Below are 19241 nucleotides of genomic sequence, written 5' to 3' on the forward strand. Positions count from 1 at the left end.
TTTTTTTAATCAATTACCAGCTTCCGCCAGTACCGCCACCGCTGCTACTGCCGCCACCCCAGCTACTGCTTGATGATGAAGAGCTGCTTGAAGAAGAGGAACTTGATGATGAACTCGATTCGACCAACATGGCCAATGTGATCCACTTTATAAATTCTGTTTTTTTACAAAAACTGCATTCATTTATCAGCTTTGCCTGCCCTTCGTGACTGTAAGTGGCCTGTTTAACTGTAACACGTTCATTCAGTTTGTATGTCCTAAAAGCGCATTCGGGGCATTCTGTATAACTGTTGTGTTTTTCCGCTGGCCATGCCTTAATAATGTGTTCTTTATGGTCTGTGCTTTCCCAAATATCATAATCATAAGCTAAAACCACTTCCTCTTTACGTTGTCCTGCTGTTAAAAATGGTTTCCCTTCTATATTGATATCGCGATCTACCCGGATCATCGGGTTGTTTTTACTATCCAAAACTGGCTTGAAACGATCAATGGTTTTAACGCGCTTGATAAGGTGGAGTATAATTGCAATTAAAATTATAGGAGAGAAAAGAACTAACCACCAGTTCTTTTTGTGGAAAGCCACAACGGCATCAAAGAAATTTTTATCATCCTGGTGGGCTTTTCTTAATGCCGACAAATAGAAAAGGTAACGAAAGAAAAGCAATATGGCCAGGATAGAAAAAAGAATGTAAGGGATATGTGCTAATTTTATCTTTTCGAACAGCTCAAAAGCACCAGTAAAAACAAAAATAAAAATAGAAACAAACACAATAAAAAAAACCACTCCACAGCCTTTAGCTATTATGGTAGCATCATAACTATTTTTGTTCTTGTCAAAGCCTTTTAGATTTAAGCCATTTTTAGCTTGCCTGTTTACAATTTTGAACACCCCAAAAAATGCGAGCAGGATAATTCCAGTAGGAAGCCAAAAATTTTCGAGTGAACTGTTGCTTTCGTGTTGGGTGAAAAACTGATTGAGCTCTGATTTATTTTCAGGGTTTAAAATAATTACCCCAATGGCATTAAGGGTATTGGTAATTCCTGTACTGAAATCGTTTTCTCTAAAAGCAGGTAAAAGGTTCTGCTCGGCAATATGTTTAAGCTTTACATCTGGCAATACACCTTCAATTCCCGTTCCGGTAATGAACCGGTACTTTCGCCGATCTTTTGAGATAAATAACAATAAGCCATTATTGCTGGTTTTTGAACCAATTCCCCAGGTATTAAAAAGCTCAAATGCAAAATCGAAATCTTCTTTATCATGGTCGAAATCGTTAACAATCACCACTGCTACCTGAACATTGGTTTCATGTTCAAACTGGGCAATGGTATTATTTAAACCCGAAACCGCACTATTTCCCAAAATGCCGTCAGGATCACTTACATAACCTCCTCCATTGTTTTTTGGGTCTGGTATGTCTTTTACTTTGTAAGCAGTTTGCCCAAAAGTAATATTGGCAACTAAAAGAAAGAATAGTAGGGCAACGGGTTTAAATAAATAGGTGTTGAGCATCGTATAAATTTAGGTGTAAGGTTTTTACATCATCATTTAACAACTGAGTACCAATATGGCTTACTCTTTTAATATTTTAGCCAATACCTTATCCAGTTTTGCTTTATCTTTCATGTAGGCTTCCAAATCGTAAAGTTGCACGGTTTTAAATTCTATCGGGTGGCTTTCGCTCTGTAAAGAAATATAACCTGATGTTAATGGTTTGCCATCTATTTTAACTTTTGGGTCGAAATTAGAAACGCTGCCACCACCAATTTGAGGTTTAGTATATTCTAATACTACTTCGCCAGCAATAATATGTTTGATAACCGAATCACCTAACACTAAAAATTCTGCGGTTACCCATTGGTCGCCAGCGTAAGTTTTCGATTTAGAATCCAGGCAGTGCGGTGTAAATAATTTGCCATTATAGTTAATTAATGTGCCAGGGGTACATACGTTGCTGGTGTGACGTTCATGCTCTCCATCACCACCCAGAATCTGTCCTTCAATTGAAATCGGGAAATCCTGATCTTTCAACATCGTTGCCGGGTCTTGGCAATGTAACATGGCACCACTATTTCTGGTTGCCCAACCTTCACCACCTTTAGCCTGATCGCCAACAAAACGATAAGTTACTTTTAAAAGATAGGCCGAAAACGGTTTTTTGTAGAAAATATGTCCGTATTGTCTGTCAAATTCGTTGTATCCATCATAACTCACTTTCATCACGCCATTTTCTACGCGAAAAGTGTTGGCATAATTTTCTTTGTATTCGTGTTTGGCGATTTTAATGTTCCAATCTTTTAAATCTTTCCCATTAAAGAGATTGATCCAGCCTTTTTGAGCGTTTGCATTCAGAATAGTAAGCGATAAAAATAATACCGCAAGATAAATTGATTTTAATTTCATAGTAACATTTGGGTTGAATGCTAAAAATATGAATTTTTTTTTGAAGTCAAAGGTCAATAGCCAGATAGCTCATGGTTGATAGTCTTGTAGCCCATAGCTTGGAACAAGTTAACCGATTAACAATTACCTTAGAGATACGTCATTTCGACTGAAGCACCGCGGAATGGAGAAATCTATTTAGTCTAAAATTCCTAGTCTTAAGACGATTACCTAAGCTATGGTATTTGGGATGCAGCGATAGATATCAGTTAACCGATTTAAACAATTAACCATTGACCAATGAACTAATGACTAGTGAACCGATGAACTAATGAACCAAAAACGGTTGCACTCTTTCCAATGCAAAACCTAATTGTTCTTCCTGTGTAAGATCGGTATTATCTAAAATAATGGCATCATCAGCCCTAATCAACGGACTTTCCTTACGGGTGGTATCGGCATAATCGCGATGGGCAAGGTTTTCAAAAACCTCTTCCAGAGTAGTTTCGTTATTGCCTTTGCTCTCCAGTTCCTTAAATCTGCGTTCAGCCCTGATTTTCGGATCAGCTGTCATAAAAAATTTCACAGGGGCATCAGGGAAAACCGTAGTGCCAATATCACGGCCATCCATCACGATGTTTTTCGATTTACCCATGCGCTGCTGTTGCTTCACCATTTCATGACGCACAATTTTATGTGCCGAAACCTCGCTTACATTTTCAGAAACAGGCATTAAGCGGATTTCATCAGAAACCTCTTCACCATTAAGGGTAATATGGGATTCGTAATCACGGGAGTGGAAATTCAGTTCGATGTGCTGTAAAGCATCAACAATTTTAGCATCATCAGTAATATCGATGTTATTTCTTAAGAAGTATAGCGTAACGGCACGGTACATCGCTCCGCTATCTACATAAATAAAACCTAATTTTTTAGCCAGTGCTTTTGCTAAAGTACTTTTTCCGCAAGATGAGTAGCCATCTATTGCTATTACCAGGTTTTTCTTCATCGTAGCGCAAAGGTAAAAAATAGAAACAGAATGCTGAATTTTTTTAAAGGTATAAAGATAGATTCTAAACAAGATAATGCTAAAACATTGATTTGCTGGATGTGTTTAATTATAAAATAAAAACACGATTATGTTGTTATCTGAAAGAATGTTGGAGGCGCTGAATAACCAGGTTAAACTGGAAGCCGAATCGTCGCAAGTTTATCTGGGAATTGCTTCATGGTTAGAAACCCAGCCAGGTTTAGAAGGTTATACCGAATTTTTCTACCGTCAGAGTGAAGAAGAACGTCATCATATGCTTAAGCTGATTCATTATATCAATGATCGTGATGGGCATGCGATGATTACTGCTCTTGAAATGCCCAAAAACTCTTTCGGACAGGTTATAGAGGTATTTCAGGATTTTCTGGATAATGAATTATTGGTATCTAAAAGTATTAACGATTTGGTAGAACTTTCGCTGAATGAGAAAGATTACCTTACATTTAAATTTTTGCAATGGTATTTAGATGAACAACTGGAAGAGGAAAAAATGGCGAAAACGATGTTAGAGAAACTTCAATTGGTGGGCAGCGATAGGGGAGGTATTTACCAATTGGATAAAGATATTGTAGGTTTACGTAGCAAGGTCAGCGAATCGAAAGAGGAAGAATAATCTGTTTTTATTAAATTCCAAATTATTACTTTTGCGGCATGTTGCCTACAAGAGAAGAAATTTTACGGTCTGTTACTTTCAAAACTTCCAGAAGTGGGGGTAAGGGTGGACAAAATGTAAATAAAGTTTCGAGTAAGGTAGAATTAATTTTCGATCTGGAAACAGCTTTTTATTTAGACGAAGATGAAAAGACACGCTTAAAGGAAAAACTGGAAAATCGACTAGATTCTGAAGGTCTGTTACATATTGTTTCGCAAGAGGATAGGAGCCAGCTTTTAAACAAAGAGAAAACCATTGTAAAACTTATCGATTTATTAAAACGATCGCTTGTTGTACAAAAAAAACGAAAACCCACCAAAATACCTAAAGGCGTTATAGAAAAAAGGCTAAAAAATAAGGCCTCTACAGCTGAAAAGAAAAAAAATCGAAAAGTAACTGATTTTTAATGCTTTATATATTTATTATTAATCTGAGTTCGATTAATAATATCTTTAATCATCTTTTGACGATCGCTTGGGACAATGAACTATTCAACAATGAAACAAAATTAACAATCAAACAATTGCCTAACTCTTCCCAAACCGATAATACAAACTCAAACCACCGTAATTCTGTGCTTTAGCCACACTTTTAACTTCCTTGGTTTTAAAAATGATATTGAAATCGGCAGTAAATCTTTTTGAGCTATAATTTACACCAAACTGTTGCTCAAAAACAATCGGTTTTACGCCAAAAGTTAATGGACTGTTGTCATTAAAAAGACTTCCCTGTATAGTGGCATCGTAGGCAACAAAGTTTAGCTGTGGTTTTACGTAAAAGAAAAATTCCGAGCTGTTTAAGCTTTTGGTTTTTGAATTTCCGATCACCGCGTTGTGATAGGCACTGTTGAATAATTGATTTAGTTTACCGGCCCTAAAAAGCACCGATGCACCCAAACCCGAAAAAGTTGTTCCTAAATTGGCATAACCCTGTGCACTGATATCCAAGATAGGGTCTTCAGGTCTAAGCAGCAGTTTGCTATAATTTGCGGCAAGGTTTACGGCCAGTTCGTTTTTAATCTGGTAATCCCAACCTGCAGGGGTATAAAACCCTACGGTTTTATGTAGGAAACGCTGTGCTGTTTGGGCAAGCGAGTTAGGGCCAACTGTTCCCAATTCTACACTGGTTTTTAAAACGCTCTCATTTTTATAGAAAACAGAATATGCACCACTGGCATAAAGATAACCCGCAAAAGGCCTGTCCTGGTCTTCCTTGTTAGGAACCTGGCCCCAATAAGGCGTATACATTTTCTGCCCGGCAGAAATTTCATAGGTCTTTTTCTCTATTTTATCTGATAGCTTTTCAGTATTAATGGCATGGCGGAAGTAGATAAATAATCCGTTGGTATAATATCGATCGTTTAAAGTAGCCAAATAAGCATCGTTTTCAGTTTTAAAACCGAATTCGTTTTTAAAAGATTGAGCGAAACTGGTTGAAACAACCAAACAAAAAACTATAGTGAATAAAAATGATCTCATAAAAAAAGCCCAGGCAATTTACCTAGGCTATAAAAGTATTTATTGTAATTGGATTTTTGATTGTTAATCCAAAAGAATTAGCAATTAGTTTACAATCGGTGCAATTTTAACACTTAAATCTAAAGGTTTTTTAACCTTGTTTTTGGTTAAAGCCAACTCAATTACTTCACTCATTTCGGTTACATAATGGAATTTTAAATCCTTGATGTAACTTTCTTTAATCTCTAAAATATCCTTACGGTTGCTTTTGCAAAGGATAATTTCTTTAATGTTTGCTCTTTTTGCCGCTAGGATCTTTTCTTTGATACCACCAACCGGAAGTACTTTTCCCCGTAAAGTAATCTCACCAGTCATAGCTAAATGCTGTTTCACCTTACGTTGTGTAAATGCCGACGTTAGGGCGGTAAGCATCGTTACCCCGGCCGAAGGTCCGTCTTTTGGTGTAGCACCTGCAGGCACGTGAACGTGAACATCCCAGTTGTCAAATAAACTGTAGTCTATATCAAATTCGGCTGCATGGGCGCGTAAATAAGCTAGCGCGATAACCGCTGATTCTTTCATTACATCGCCAAGGTTACCTGTTAAGGTTAATTTTCCTTTTCCTGGGCTTAAACTCGATTCGATGAATAAAATATCACCTCCTACGCTTGTCCAGGCTAAGCCAGTTACTACCCCAGCTACTTCATTGCCTTCGTATAAGTCTTTATCGTAAATAGGCGCACCTAAAATACGCTCTACATCATCATTGCTTAAATTGGAATCGTAGGTTTCTTCCATCGCAATTTTTGTAGCCACACCACGTACCAAAGAACCTATTTTTTTCTCCAAACCACGCACACCAGATTCTCTGGTATAATCTTCAATCACTTTTTCGATCAGCGGCGTTTTTAGGTTAATATCCTTGGTTTGTAAACCATGGTTTTCTTTCTGTTTAGGCAACAGGTATTTTTTAGCGATTTCTATTTTTTCTTCAATCGTATATCCATTTACTTCAATAATCTCCATACGATCTAACAAAGCAGGTTGTATGGTGCTTAAAGAATTTGCTGTTGCAATAAACAGGATGTTGGATAAATCGTAATCCATTTCTACATAATGATCGTAGAAGGCGCTGTTTTGTTCAGGGTCTAATACTTCAAGCAAAGCTGATGATGGATCGCCGCGGTGGTCGGTTCCTACTTTATCAATCTCATCCAAAACAAAAACAGGATTATCTGCCCCCGCTTTTTTAATAGAGGAAATAATACGGCCTGGCATTGCACCTATGTAAGTTTTACGGTGGCCACGGATTTCTGCTTCATCGCGGATACCGCCTAAAGCCATACGTACATACTTACGGCCTAGCGCTTTCGCAATAGATTTTCCTAAAGATGTTTTACCAACTCCCGGAGGGCCAACCAAACATAAGATTGGCGCTTTCATATTACGCTTTAATTTTAAAACGGCTAAGTATTCTATAATGCGTTGCTTAACTTTTTCTAAACCAAAGTGATCTTTATCTAAGATACGTTGTGCTCTTTTTAGGTCGAAATTATCTTTCGTAAACTCGCTCCAGGGTAAATCTAAAAGAAGTTCCAAATAATTTAACTGAACAGAGTAATCCGGTGCAGCAGGGTTCATTCTACCCAGCTTATCTAGCTCCTTATCAAAATGTTCGGCAACTGCTTTTGCCCATTTTTTCTTCTTGGCTTTTTCTTGCAAAGCATCGAATTCTAAATCGGCAGAGCTGCCTCCCAATTCTTCCTGAATGGTTTTTAGCTGTTGGTTTAAAAAATAATCACGTTGTTGCTTGTCTAAATCCGTACGTACTTTCGATTGGATCTGATTTCTCAGCTCCAGCATCTGCAATTCGACCATTAAAAGCTCCATTACCTTTTGCGCTCTTTCCTGCAATTTATCCATTTCAAGGATTTTTTGCTTATCGGCCATTTCGGCATTCATATTTGACGAAATGAAATTGATCAAAAATGAATTGCTCTCGATGTTTTTAAGTGCAATACTGGCTTCACTCGGAATATTTGGTGATAGCTGGATAATCTGAGCAGACATTTCGCGGATAGAAGCGATTAATGTTTTAAACTCTTTATCTGCTTTGTGCTTTTGTTCTTCGAATTTTTTAACAACTGCTTTAATGTAAGGTTCGTTCTGTACCTCTTCAATTAAGCTGAAACGTTGTTTGCCCTGGATAATTACTGTGGTATTCCCATCAGGCATCTGCAATAGCTTAATGATGTTTGCAACCGTACCAACTGTGTTAAGTTGCTCAAACGTAGGGTCTTCAATGGAAACGTCTTTTTGAGAAACAACCCCAATAATCTTATTTCCTTTGTAAGCTTCCTTAATTAATTTAATCGATTTATCTCTTCCAACTGTAATAGGAATAACTACTCCTGGAAATAAAACTGTGTTTCGCAAAGGCAATATAGCCAACGTTTCGGGCGTTTCCTCATTGTTCATTTCCTCTTCGTCTTGTTGAGACATTAAGGGAAAAAATTCGGTATCCTCATTTATGATTGGCATTGCTGTATGGAAATCAAATATATCTTGTTTACTCATTATCACATTTTCCGCTAACGACAAACTGGCAGTTTAATCGTATTCACTTTGTTTAATTTTGGTATTAAGTTAATAAATTCAACTCTTGTGCCAAAGTGAAAATAATATTAATCTTATGTTAAAAAGGCAGCGTAATATAAATATTTTTGCCAATATCATATAAAGCATATTTTAGCGTTTAAGCTAGTGTTTAGGGTATTTGGTTTTGAATGAAAGAAAATTAAAAACTTTTAAATTATCAGAATAGGATTATATTGCAAAAAATTTCTCCTATAAATTTGGTTAGGCGTTAGATTTGTTAAACTTATTACTCATACATGAACTATTTTAAAAAGGCGATTTTAGGATTAATTATTTTTACATCAACCAGTAGTTTCGCACAAAGCAATTACGATAGAAGCATGCAGGCTATTATGAAAGGTGATTATAAAACTGCCGCTATACAATTAGAAAAAGCTGATGCTAAAACTCCTGACAATGCAACCGTACTCCAGATGCTTGGATATTCTTATTTCCAAAATCGCGAATACGAGAAATGTATTGCAACTTACAGCCGTTTATTAACCATCAAACCATCTGAAGTTTCTGCATATTATTACCGTGGGATAGCAAGATTAAAAATCGCTAACGATCCCAAAGAGTCGTTAAATACTATGCGCGAGAATTTTTATTTGGCATCTCTCAAAGATTTTACAAAAGCCATTGAAATTAATGGTGATGAAGATGCTCAAATGTTTCAGAACCGTGGCTTAGCTTATAAGGATTATGCAATTTTCAGATCTTTTAAAGCGAAGAAAAAAGAAGAAAAGGCGGCTTGCGTAGCTTTGTTCAACAATTCTATCGCTGATTTTCAGAAGGTATTAACCTTGCAGCCCTTAAGAAAAGATATTATTGATTGGGTAACCTACGATAAGGCGCAGATTGCTAGCCTAAAATAAAATATAACCTTTAAAGAAAAATGGGACTTGAATATTTCGGGCCCCATTTTTTTTATTTCAGCTTTCCAATAACTGAATACTTCTTTTCGCTTAGCAATCTAATTTTCTGTTGCTTTTTAATTGTGTAAAGGCTATCTGGACAATAGGTTAAAGTATCCTGAGATTGGTATAAGATATTTTTATTATCGATGATGATCTCTATTTTGCTAGCTTTCTGGCCTTTCCAGGTTATGGAAACCTTCTTAATAGGGATTTTTTTATTGTTGGAAGTATAAATATCTACCCCATCTTGTTCTTTTGTTTTAAAACTTCCTTTCCACGATGTTTTATTGATGTCAGCGTTGACAAAAATGGCTAATTCTTTTGCCCAGTCAGCAATTTTAGACGTTTTGTTTTCGGCTGCTCCGTTTACACTAACGGTTTTATTTACAATAGGATTTAGCTTTTGTAAACGCGAAATTTCCTTTCCAAAATATCCTTTTACATCAAAGTACAATAAATCGGTATTTGCTTCAGCTTCTTTTCTCTGATTGCAGGAAAACAATGCCAAAGCAAATACCAGGATATGAAGTTTTTTAACCATTATACTAAAATGTTTCCTGTCATTTCTGCTGGAATGGCGACACCTAATATTTTTAGAATAGTAGGGGCAATGTCGCCTAATTTACCATCTGCAATGGTTTTATAGTCCTTATCAATTAAAATACAAGGAACCAGGTTGGTGGTATGCGCAGTATTGGCAGAACCATCTCCATTTACCATAAATTCAGAGTTACCATGATCGGCCAAAAGAATAAACGAATAACCATGTTCCAAACCTTTGTTTACCACCGTTTCTGCACATTTGTCTGCAGTTTCTACTGCTTTTATTACAGCTTCAAAAACACCTGTGTGACCAACCATATCCGGATTGGCAAAATTTAAGCAAATAAAATCAGCCCATCCGGTTTCCATTTCTTTGGTAATGGCATCTGTAATCCCCGCGGCACTCATTTCTGGTTGAAGATCATAGGTGGCTACTTTTGGTGAAGGAATTAAAAGGCGTTTTTCATTTTTAAATTCGGCTTCCCTTCCGCCCGAGAAGAAGAAGGTTACGTGGGGGTATTTCTCAGTTTCCGCAATACGGATCTGATTTTTATTGTTGTTGGCCAGTACTTCGCCAATGGTTTGGGTTAAATCATCTTTGGTGAAAATTACATTTACCTTTTCAAAACTCTCATCGTAAGTAGTCATGGTAACATAATACAATGGTAGTTTATGCATCTGCTGTTCTGGGAAATCTTTTTGTGTTAATGCAGCGGTGATTTCACGCCCTCTATCGGTACGGAAATTAAAACAGATTACTACGTCATCATTTTGAATCGTAGCAACTGGTGCGCCATTATCCTGCGTTAAAACGATTGGTTTTAAAAACTCATCAGTTACGCCATCGGTATATGATTTTTTGATTGATGCTAAAGCATCCTGGGTTTTTTCGCCAATACCGTTTACCATTACGTCGTAAGCTTGTTTAACACGCTCCCAGCGGTTATCGCGGTCCATTGCATAATAACGGCCAACCATGGTAGCCAATTTAGCATTGGTGTTTTGGATATGGTTTTCCAGATCAGTGATAAAGCCCAAGCCGGAGTTTGGATCAGTATCACGGCCATCTAAAAAAGCATGAACAAAAGTGTTCGGTACGTTTGCTTCATTTGCGGCATCACATAAAGCTTTTAAATGTTCGATATGCGCATGCACACCGCCATTTGAAACCAGACCGATGAAGTGAACTGCTTTGTTATGCTGCTTAGCATAATCGAATGCACTTACCAAAACCGGGTTGCTGTGCAATTCTCTGTCGGTAATCGATTTGTTGATTCTTCCAAGCTCCTGGTAAACTACCCTACCTGCGCCTAAGTTCATGTGCCCAACTTCGGAGTTACCCATCTGCCCAGCTGGCAAACCTACAGCTTCACCAGATGCTTCAAGCTTTGAATTAGGGTATTTCTGTAATAACGAATCGAAAAAAGGAGTGTTGGCGGCATATGCAGCATCAGAATTATCTTGTTTTCCGTAGCCCCAGCCATCTAGAATTATAAGCGCGAGTTTTTTATCGTTTACCATTTTTATTGTAAAATTTATTGATCCACATTAAAACATTTTCATGTATAACATGTTTTAGTGTTTTGTTTATATGGCAAATATAACTTTATTGATGTTTATACAAATGAAGAAATCCTTTTTTTGATACGCTAATGGCATAATTTTAGCTATAGGGTTCTGTATAAAATACAGAAATGATCCGGAGCTTATTTTTACTCATTATTAGTTTGTCATCATTATATCATCCTATAGCTCTTCAGGCAGATATTATTGATGATTTATCCTCGTATTTTAAGGCTGGCAACTCAAAAGAAATTGCGAAAAATTTCGCCTCAACTATTGAGCTTATTATAGTTGATGAAGAAGATGTATACTCAAAAGCACAGGGTGAACAGATTTTAAGAGATTTTTTTGTTAAACATCCGCCAATAAAAACAAGTATTTTTCATAAAATTAATACGAATCCAAATTATCGTTTTGGCGTAATTATCCTAAGTACCGCCAAAGAAACCTTCAGGGTTTCTATTACCATGAAAAAATTCAATACCAGCTTTTCGATTACTGAATTAAGGATCGAACCGGCAAAGGATTAATTGGCTAGGCAGTACTTGCGAAGTTATGACACCACTATGCCTGTGCCAACTTCATAAGTCGCGGAGGCTAGAAACTTCTGATGTTAACAAATCACTTTAACGCTTAAGTAAATTGTCTGCTAACAAATATTTCTTATTTTTGCGGCATAAAATCTACATTTTGGATACTCAACTTATACATCAATTCATAAAAAATGCCCTTGCCGAAGATGTTGGTGATGGTGATCATACTTCACTGTCAACAATTCCACCCGGAACGCAGGGAAAAGCAAAACTGATTATCAAAGAAGATGGTGTTTTGGCTGGAATTGAACTGGCTCTTGAGATTTTTAAGGAAGTTGATGATACTTTAAAGGTTGATGTACTGTTGCAGGATGGTGTAGCGGTAAAAGTAGGCGATATCGCCCTAACCGTTTCAGGAAGTACACATGCTATTTTGATTGCAGAGCGTTTGGTTTTAAACTGTATGCAACGCATGAGTGGTATTGCAACTAAAACCCATCGGATTGTTTCTTTATTGAAAACAACTAAAACCAAAATTTTAGATACCCGTAAAACCACTCCAGGACTTCGCTATTTAGAAAAATGGGCAGTAAGGATAGGAGGAGGTGTAAATCACCGCATCGGTTTATATGATATGATCTTAATTAAGGATAATCATGTAGATTATGCAGGAGGAATTTCAAACGCCATTACAGCCGCTAAAAAATATCTGATTGATCAAAATAAATCACTTCAGATCGAAATTGAGGTGCGTAACCTGGAAGAGTTGTCTCAAGTTTTGTCTATTGGTGGCGTAGACCGTATTATGCTTGATAATTTCAGTTTCGAAAACCTAAGAGCTGCGGTTAAATTAATCGACGGTAAATTTATTACAGAAGCTTCCGGAGGGATTACTGAAGAGAATGTTGCCGAATATGCTGCTTGCGGAGTAGATTTTATTTCGATGGGCGCGCTTACACACTCTGTGAAAAGCCTGGATATGAGTTTAAAAGCATACTAAAGTGATTTGCTATAAAATTAAAAGCTTATTTTTTGTATCATTGTAGGCTATGGTTACGGTTTATTCTCTCAGCGCGTTATTAATTGCCTACCTTTTTGGATCTATACCAACAGCTGTATGGCTTGGTCAGGCCTTTTATGGGGTCGATGTAAGAGAGTATGGAAGTGGCAACGCTGGCGCAACCAATACCTTTAGGGTATTGGGCAAAAAAGCCGGAATTGCTGTAATGATCATCGATATTGCAAAAGGTTATACCGCAACCAATCTGGCCTATTTAATCGGCATGTCGGTAACCGGACCACAAAATTCAGTTGTTTTTGTCAATTATCAACTTGCACTCGGTGTAACCGCAGTAATGGGACATTTATTTCCTGTTTTTGCAGGTTTTAGAGGCGGAAAAGGTGTTGCTACACTTTTTGGAATGATTTTGGCAGTTAACTTCGAAGCATCTATGCTTTGTGTTCTGGTTTTTGTGGTTGTGTTGTTGTTAACTAAATATGTTTCATTAAGCTCCATTTGTGCAGGATTTACTTTTCCGCTCAGTGTGGTGTTCTTGTTTCAGGTTTCCATCAAATCGGAAGTGCTTTATGGCATGGTGGTTTGTATTTTAATCTTAGTTACGCACCAAAAAAACCTCGAAAGATTGCTGAAAGGCAAAGAATCTAAAGTGTATTTGTTTAGGAAGAAAACTAATTAATTAACAAAACACATTTCATTAAAACTTATTTATAGGCTTACTGTTTAATCTACGGTTTTGCTTATCAGTATTTACTAATCATTTAAAATCGCATTATGAAAAAGTTATTTTTAACAGCAAGTGTTGCTGGAGTATTATTATTTAACTCCTGTTCTACCGTTCCTTTAACAGGCCGTAGTCGATTTGATTTAGTGAGTAACGACCAGGTTTTGCCAATGGCTTTCCAGGCTTATAGCACCTTTTTAACGGAGAATAAAACTACAGTTTTACCAGCCTCGAATGCGCAGGCTTTGAAAGTTAAAACCGTTGGTAGTAGATTAATTACGGCTGTAAAATCGTATATGAACAGCAATAATTATGGTAACCTGATTGCAGATTATCAATGGGAAGTTAATGTGGTGCAGAACAACGAGAAAAATGCCTGGTGTATGCCAGGAGGAAAGATTGTAGTTTATACAGGTATTTTACCCATAACACAAGACGATGCAGGCTTGGCCACCGTAATGGGCCATGAGATTGCCCACGCCATTGCAGGTCACTCTGCAGAACGGATGTCGCAGGAAATGGTTGCCCAGGGTATTGGTGCAGCAGCAGGTGTTGCATTGTCTAAAAATCCAAAAACGCAATCTATTTTTAATACCCTTTATGGTGTAGGTACACCAGTGGCGATGTTAAAATTCAGTCGCAATCAGGAATTAGAAGCCGATCGTTTAGGCTTGATTTTTATGGCCATGGCCGGATACAATCCACAAAATGCTACTGCTTTCTGGAATAGAATGTCGGCGGCATCGGCAGGGGCGCAGAAACCAGCTGAATTTTTAAGTACCCACCCAAGCGATGCGACACGTATTGCACAGATCCAAAAATATTTACCTGAAGCGCAACAGTATTATAAAAAATAAGGTGTAGGGCTTAAGGTTTAAGGTGGAAGGTTTTGCATAATGCAGAATTTTCCACCTTTTTAAAGTGTCGTCATGCTGAATTTATTTCAGCATCGTTCTTGCTATTAAGATCTTATCGAGCTTGTATCATAAAGATAGATTTGTCATCCTGAGCTTGTCGAAGGACCCGCTTAAATACCCTCTAAGGTGTTTCGACAGGCTCTCCGTAGGAGTCCTTTGGACAACATGACAGCATCTGAGGTGAAATCGCCTTTATGATACACCCTCTTTCCTGTCTTCCGCTGTTTTTTAAACCCTGAATAAACGGTGCTGATATTTAGGGAGTTATGTGTTAATTTTTTGTTTTTTGGGTGTCCCAGAAGGATTTTGACTTATATTTATCTTAGTGTTTGTCAGAAAGAAACGGAATCAAAACGGCTTAATCAGTATTCAGGTTAATAATTTATAATAAAATTTAAAAAGGCTCTTTATTTTCTGGTTTTAATGATTACTTTATGTCCAACTAAATAACAAAATGATTAAGCAATGAAAATTTTAGTCATTGAAGATGAACAGGCTTTACTAGAGAGTATCCTTGCCTATTTTACAGGAGAAGGGAATATTTGCGAGCATGCTTCAGATTTTGCCGCTGCCTATGAGAAAATATCGCTTTATAGTTACGATTGCATTCTATTAGATTTGGGCTTACCTGGTGGGGAAGGACTGGAATTATTAACCAAACTTAAACAACTGAAAAAAAGAGATGGTGTACTCATTATTTCTGCGCGCCATTCTTTAGATGACAAACTTGCAGGGCTCGATCTTGGTGCCGATGATTATTTGGTTAAGCCTTTTCATTTATCGGAACTAAAAGCGCGTGTAAGCGCTATTATACGCAGAAAGAATTTTGATGGCGCCAATATTATTGTTTTCAACGAGATCACTGTAGATGTTTCGGCAATGAAAATTACTGTTAAAGGAAATCAGGTAACACTTACTAAAAAAGAGTTCGATCTGCTGGTGTATTTTCTTTCTAACCGTAATAAAGTCGTCACCAAAAATGCAATGGCCGAGCATCTTTGGGGCGACGAAATGGACTTATCGGATGATTTCGACTTTATTTATACCCATGTTAAAAATCTCCGTAAAAAATTGCTCGAAGCCGGAGCAGCAGATTATCTTCGTTCTGTTTATGGGATAGGCTATAAATTTGGCGACATATGAAACTCTCTAACCGTTACAACAAGGCAAATATTTTAACCTCTATCGTTGTATTAATCATTACGGGGATTATTTACTATGTTGTAATCCATTTTATTTTAACCGAAAAATTAGATCGCGATTTAGCCGTTGAAGAAAATGAAATTAACCAGTATGTAAACACTTTTCATAAACTCCCACTGCCTGCAAGTTATCTCGATCAACAGATATCTTATAAAACACTAAGTGGGATTATTTCTGAAAGAGAATTTCTAAACACAATTTATTTTAACCCGAAAGAACGTGAAAACGAACCTGGGAGAAGTCTGATTACGGTTGTACACTTAGATGGTAAAACCATTGAGGTAACAATAACCAAATCGAGGGTAGAATCAGAAGACCTTATTAGAATAATTCTTTTAATAACACTCGGAATTACAGTTGTTTTGCTTTTATCCTTATTGCTGATCAACAGATTTGTACTGAGCAGACTTTGGCGTCCCTTTTATTCTACTTTGAACCGGATGAAAGCTTTCGAAGTAACCCGGATGGATACTATTGAACAAGAGCTAACTAAAATTGATGAGTTTAACGAACTTAACAAGTCTGTAAATGCCATGGCCGAAAGAGTACGGCAAGACTATAAGGAACTTAAAAGTTTTACCGATAATGCTTCGCATGAAATGATGACTCCATTAGCCGTAATTAATTCTAAATTAGATTCTTTGCTGCAAACAGAGTCGTTTACCGAGCAGCAGGGCGCATTATTGGAAGATATTTATCATGCTACAGGCAGATTATCAAGATTGCATCAATCACTCTTATTGTTGGCCAAAATTGAAAATAACCTGATTCCCGATTTTCAGAATATCGAACTCAAAGAAATGACAGAAGCTAAGAGCCGTCAGTTTCAGGAGCTATTAGAAAAGGACGGACTGGTGTTAACTGAAAAGCTTGTACCTGTGGAAATCAAAATGAGCAGGTATCTTGCTGATATTTTGCTAAACAATCTTTTTAGCAATGCAGTGCGGCATAATGTAAGTGGTGGACACATTCATATCCAACTTGATCAACAGGCGCTAACCATTTCCAATTCAGGGAAAGCCAGTCATTTACAAACCAAAATCTTCGATCGCTTTTCAAAATCTGTAGATTCTGAAGGCATGGGACTTGGGTTAGCCATAACTAAACAGATCTGTAACCTTTATGGCTTTCGTATTGATTATCACGAAGAAAGTGGCGAACATGTTTTTACTGTTTATTTTGGTGGTTAATGATTCGTCATTGCGAGCTGAAGGGTAGGATTTAAGGTAGTGGGGGTGAAGCAATCTCCACAATGATCAACATTTTCTATGTAGATTAGTTATATCTCCGGGAGGCTTAAGATGAAGCATTTTGTCATATTTTTTATTGCCGCTGATTTAAGATGATTTCCGCAGATTTTTTAGTGGTGATAGGTGTTACCACCTGTCACTATCGATTACCCCTTGCTGATGTGGTGATAGGTGTTACCACCTGTCACTATCGAATTATCCATTTCGAATATCTAATTTAAATAGTTTCATTCACTCATAACTTCAGAATTTCTCCATAATTCGATTATAGTTTTGATTAAAATTTAAACTATGAAAAGGTTTTTAGGGCTGTTGTTGATTATGGTAAGTTACAGAAGTCAAACTTATGCTGCTGCCGTTATTGGGTACACTCAAAATATAGATTCGGTTAAAAACATCCCTGCAGATTCTCTAGGACGATGGTATGCTGATAATCAGATCCTGAAAAGAAGGTTTCAGGTAACGACATTTATTGCGCCTGTTTTATTTGCTGGTTATGGTTTTGCCGCTGTTTACGATCATGGTGCATTAAAACAACTGGATGTAAGTACCAAAGCAGAATTACAGGAAGACCATCCTTTATTTGCCGCTCATGTTGATGATTATCTCCAATTTGCACCTGCTGCTGCAGTATACGCACTTAATTTGTCGGGTATAAAAGGCAAGCATAACCTGTTCGATGCTTCTATGTTATATGTAACCTCGGCTGCAATTATGGGTGTTTCTACTCATTTTGTAAAACAGGGCATGGGTAGAGAGCGACCAAATGGAAGTGGAGAAAATTCTTTTCCCTCCGGGCATACCGCGTCTGCATTTATGGCGGCAGAATTTCTGCATCAGGAGTATAAAGATGTGAACCCTTGGATTGGTTATGCAGGTTATTTTGTCGCCACTGCCACCGGAACATTGCGGATGTATAACAACAAACACTGGTTTAGTGATGTGGTGGCCGGCGCTGGATTCGGGATTGCTTCTACAAAGCTATCTTATCTTATTTATCCTTACATCAAAAACCTTTTTACCACAAAAAAAGATGGAAATTTTACGTTTATGCCCTTCCATCAACAAGGTAACACGGGTTTAATGCTCTCGGGCAGATTTTAATGTTGTTCAATATTTTTTGAGTTGAAATCATCCAAAAATGAATATAAAGTTGAAATGCCTGATTATATGCTTGGTTAGCTTTTGGGCGGCAGGGGCAGTGGCTCAAGTCCCGTCAAAAAGTCTTGATTATTATTTAAAACAGGCTGAATTTACAAGTCCTGTACTTAAAGATTTTCAGAACCAACAACGTTCGGCAGGGATAGATAGTTTGATTGTTCGGGCTACCGGAGGGCCACAGGTTACAGCCAGTTCTGCCGGAATGTATGCACCAATTGTACGTGGTTATGGTTACGATGAAGTGCTTACCAATGGGCAGGCGCTAGAAGCACTACTTAATGTGAATTATGATCTGTTGAACAAGAAACGCATCAATAACCAGCTCGAGGGCATTAAAATCCAAAGCGATTCAATTAAATATGCGGGGCAACTCTCGCTGTATGATTTGCAAAGATCTATTGCCGATCAATATATTCTAGCCTATGCCAGTCAAGAACAGGTATATTTTAATCGGGAAGTGGTTACGCTGCTCGAACAAGAAGAAGCACTGCTTAAAAAATTAACCAGAAGCAATATTTACAAGCAATCAGAGTATTTAACTTTCCTGGTTACGCTACAACAACAGCAATTGGTAGTAAAACAGGCCGAACTGCAGTTTAAAAATGACTATGCCACGTTAAACTATCTGGCTGGTATTTCTGATACCACACAGGTTAAGTTAGCCGACCCCCAATTGCAGACCGCCTACACCTCAATGGATCGAAGCTTTTTTAATAAACGTTTTGATATCGACAGTTTAAAAAACAGCAATCAAAAAAACGCGATCAACTTTAACTATAAACCCAAACTTGGGGTGTATGCAAATGGGGGTTATAATTCTTCATTTGTTTTGCAGCCCTATAAAAATTTTGGGGCAAGTATTGGTTTTACTTTTTCCGTTCCGATTTACGATGGTCATCAGAAAAAAATGCAGTATAATAAACTCAGTCTTTCTGCTAAAACCATATCCAGTTACCGCGATTTTTTTGTCCGCCAGCAACAACAACAGCTAAACCTGATCCGTCAGCAGATTAACCAGACCGATGCGCTCTTTCCAAAAATTAACGAGCAGATCCGTTTTAGCAAGGGTTTGATTGAGGTAGACAGTAAACTGATGCACACTGGCGATTTAAAAGTGGCTGATTTTGTTATTGCGATCAACAACTATATGGCAGCTCAAAATTTATTGCGCCAAACCAATATTAACCGTTTAAAACTGATCAACCAATTTAATTACTGGAACCGATAAC

Annotated in this window: 18 protein-coding genes; 11 read left to right on the plus strand and 7 right to left on the minus strand. The window is 37.4% G+C overall.

Annotated elements, in window-relative coordinates; translation table 11 throughout:
- Window positions 1-13: 13 nt before the first annotated feature.
- From AW17_RS20015 to cmk, 3 genes are all read right to left on the minus strand, one after another.
- A complete protein-coding gene (locus AW17_RS20015) occupies window positions 14-1513 on the minus strand; it encodes a TPM domain-containing protein (RefSeq protein ID WP_051691989.1) in 1500 nt (499 codons plus the stop codon).
- A gap of 60 nt (window positions 1514-1573) precedes the next feature.
- Entirely contained in the window at window positions 1574-2404 is an 831-nt protein-coding gene (locus tag AW17_RS20020; protein ID WP_029279380.1) for a 3-keto-disaccharide hydrolase, read from the minus strand.
- A 307-nt stretch (window positions 2405-2711) separates the two neighbouring features.
- Window positions 2712-3392 carry a (d)CMP kinase gene (gene cmk, locus AW17_RS20025; protein WP_029279383.1) on the minus strand — a complete coding sequence of 227 codons (681 nt, stop codon included), beginning with the start codon at window positions 3390-3392 and terminating at the stop codon, window positions 2712-2714.
- 130 nt (window positions 3393-3522) lie between these two features.
- On the opposite strand from cmk, the gene AW17_RS20030 reads away from it, so the two are divergent.
- Together AW17_RS20030 and arfB are read left to right on the plus strand one after the other, a co-directional pair.
- Window positions 3523-4047, plus strand: a complete 525-nt coding sequence (locus AW17_RS20030; RefSeq protein WP_209444303.1) for a ferritin — start codon at window positions 3523-3525, stop codon at window positions 4045-4047.
- A 38-nt stretch (window positions 4048-4085) separates the two neighbouring features.
- Window positions 4086-4493 carry an alternative ribosome rescue aminoacyl-tRNA hydrolase ArfB gene (gene arfB / locus AW17_RS20035; RefSeq protein ID WP_029279386.1) on the plus strand — a complete coding sequence of 136 codons (408 nt, stop codon included), beginning with the start codon at window positions 4086-4088 and terminating at the stop codon, window positions 4491-4493.
- Between the two features lie 120 nt (window positions 4494-4613).
- On the opposite strand, the gene AW17_RS20040 is transcribed toward arfB, so the two are convergent.
- Complete coding sequence (locus tag AW17_RS20040) at window positions 4614-5564, minus strand: lipid A deacylase LpxR family protein (RefSeq protein WP_029279388.1); 951 nt, start codon at window positions 5562-5564, stop codon at window positions 4614-4616.
- 84 nt (window positions 5565-5648) lie between these two features.
- Window positions 5649-8120, minus strand: coding sequence for an endopeptidase La (gene lon / locus AW17_RS20045; protein WP_029279390.1), 2472 nt, complete (start codon window positions 8118-8120; stop codon window positions 5649-5651).
- Between the two features lie 317 nt (window positions 8121-8437).
- On the opposite strand from lon, the gene AW17_RS20050 reads away from it, so the two are divergent.
- Complete coding sequence (locus tag AW17_RS20050) at window positions 8438-9058, plus strand: tetratricopeptide repeat protein (RefSeq protein ID WP_029279392.1); 621 nt, start codon at window positions 8438-8440, stop codon at window positions 9056-9058.
- Between the two features lie 52 nt (window positions 9059-9110).
- On the opposite strand, the gene AW17_RS20055 is transcribed toward AW17_RS20050, so the two are convergent.
- Entirely contained in the window at window positions 9111-9641 is a 531-nt protein-coding gene (locus AW17_RS20055) for a hypothetical protein (RefSeq protein WP_029279394.1), read from the minus strand.
- Window positions 9641-11164, minus strand: coding sequence for a 2,3-bisphosphoglycerate-independent phosphoglycerate mutase (gene gpmI, locus AW17_RS20060; protein ID WP_029279397.1), 1524 nt, complete (start codon window positions 11162-11164; stop codon window positions 9641-9643). Before gpmI ends, AW17_RS20055 begins: the two co-directional genes overlap by 1 nt.
- A 206-nt stretch (window positions 11165-11370) precedes the next feature.
- On the opposite strand from gpmI, the gene AW17_RS20065 reads away from it, so the two are divergent.
- The 8 genes from AW17_RS20065 to AW17_RS20100 all read left to right on the plus strand — a co-directional run bounded on the left by AW17_RS20065 (window position 11371) and on the right by AW17_RS20100 (window position 19240).
- Entirely contained in the window at window positions 11371-11736 is a 366-nt protein-coding gene (locus AW17_RS20065) for a DUF4783 domain-containing protein (protein ID WP_245235110.1), read from the plus strand.
- Window positions 11737-11896: 160 nt separating this feature from the next.
- A complete protein-coding gene (gene nadC, locus AW17_RS20070) occupies window positions 11897-12739 on the plus strand; it encodes a carboxylating nicotinate-nucleotide diphosphorylase (RefSeq protein ID WP_029279400.1) in 843 nt (280 codons plus the stop codon).
- 49 nt (window positions 12740-12788) lie between these two features.
- A complete protein-coding gene (plsY, locus tag AW17_RS20075; protein WP_029279402.1) occupies window positions 12789-13436 on the plus strand; it encodes a glycerol-3-phosphate 1-O-acyltransferase PlsY in 648 nt (215 codons plus the stop codon).
- Between the two features lie 95 nt (window positions 13437-13531).
- Window positions 13532-14338, plus strand: coding sequence for a M48 family metallopeptidase (locus AW17_RS20080; RefSeq protein ID WP_029279405.1), 807 nt, complete (start codon window positions 13532-13534; stop codon window positions 14336-14338).
- 525 nt (window positions 14339-14863) lie between these two features.
- Window positions 14864-15541 (plus strand): response regulator transcription factor, encoded by a 678-nt coding sequence (locus tag AW17_RS20085; protein WP_029279407.1) that lies wholly within the window; start codon window positions 14864-14866, stop codon window positions 15539-15541.
- Window positions 15538-16791: a sensor histidine kinase gene (locus AW17_RS20090; protein ID WP_029279409.1), complete on the plus strand. Its 1254-nt coding sequence runs from the start codon at window positions 15538-15540 to the stop codon at window positions 16789-16791. The genes AW17_RS20085 and AW17_RS20090 overlap by 4 nt, the downstream gene beginning before the upstream one ends.
- A 351-nt stretch (window positions 16792-17142) precedes the next feature.
- Window positions 17143-17955, plus strand: coding sequence for a phosphatase PAP2 family protein (locus AW17_RS20095; RefSeq protein WP_083488785.1), 813 nt, complete (start codon window positions 17143-17145; stop codon window positions 17953-17955).
- 37 nt (window positions 17956-17992) lie between these two features.
- The gene (locus tag AW17_RS20100) at window positions 17993-19240 is read left to right on the plus strand and encodes a TolC family protein (RefSeq protein ID WP_051691990.1); all 1248 of its coding nucleotides are present in this window, start codon (window positions 17993-17995) and stop codon (window positions 19238-19240) included.
- The last annotated feature ends 1 nt before the right edge of the window (window position 19241 follow it).

This window comes from Pedobacter borealis DSM 19626 (assembly GCF_000708285.2).
In the GTDB taxonomy this organism is placed as follows: domain Bacteria; phylum Bacteroidota; class Bacteroidia; order Sphingobacteriales; family Sphingobacteriaceae; genus Pedobacter; species Pedobacter borealis.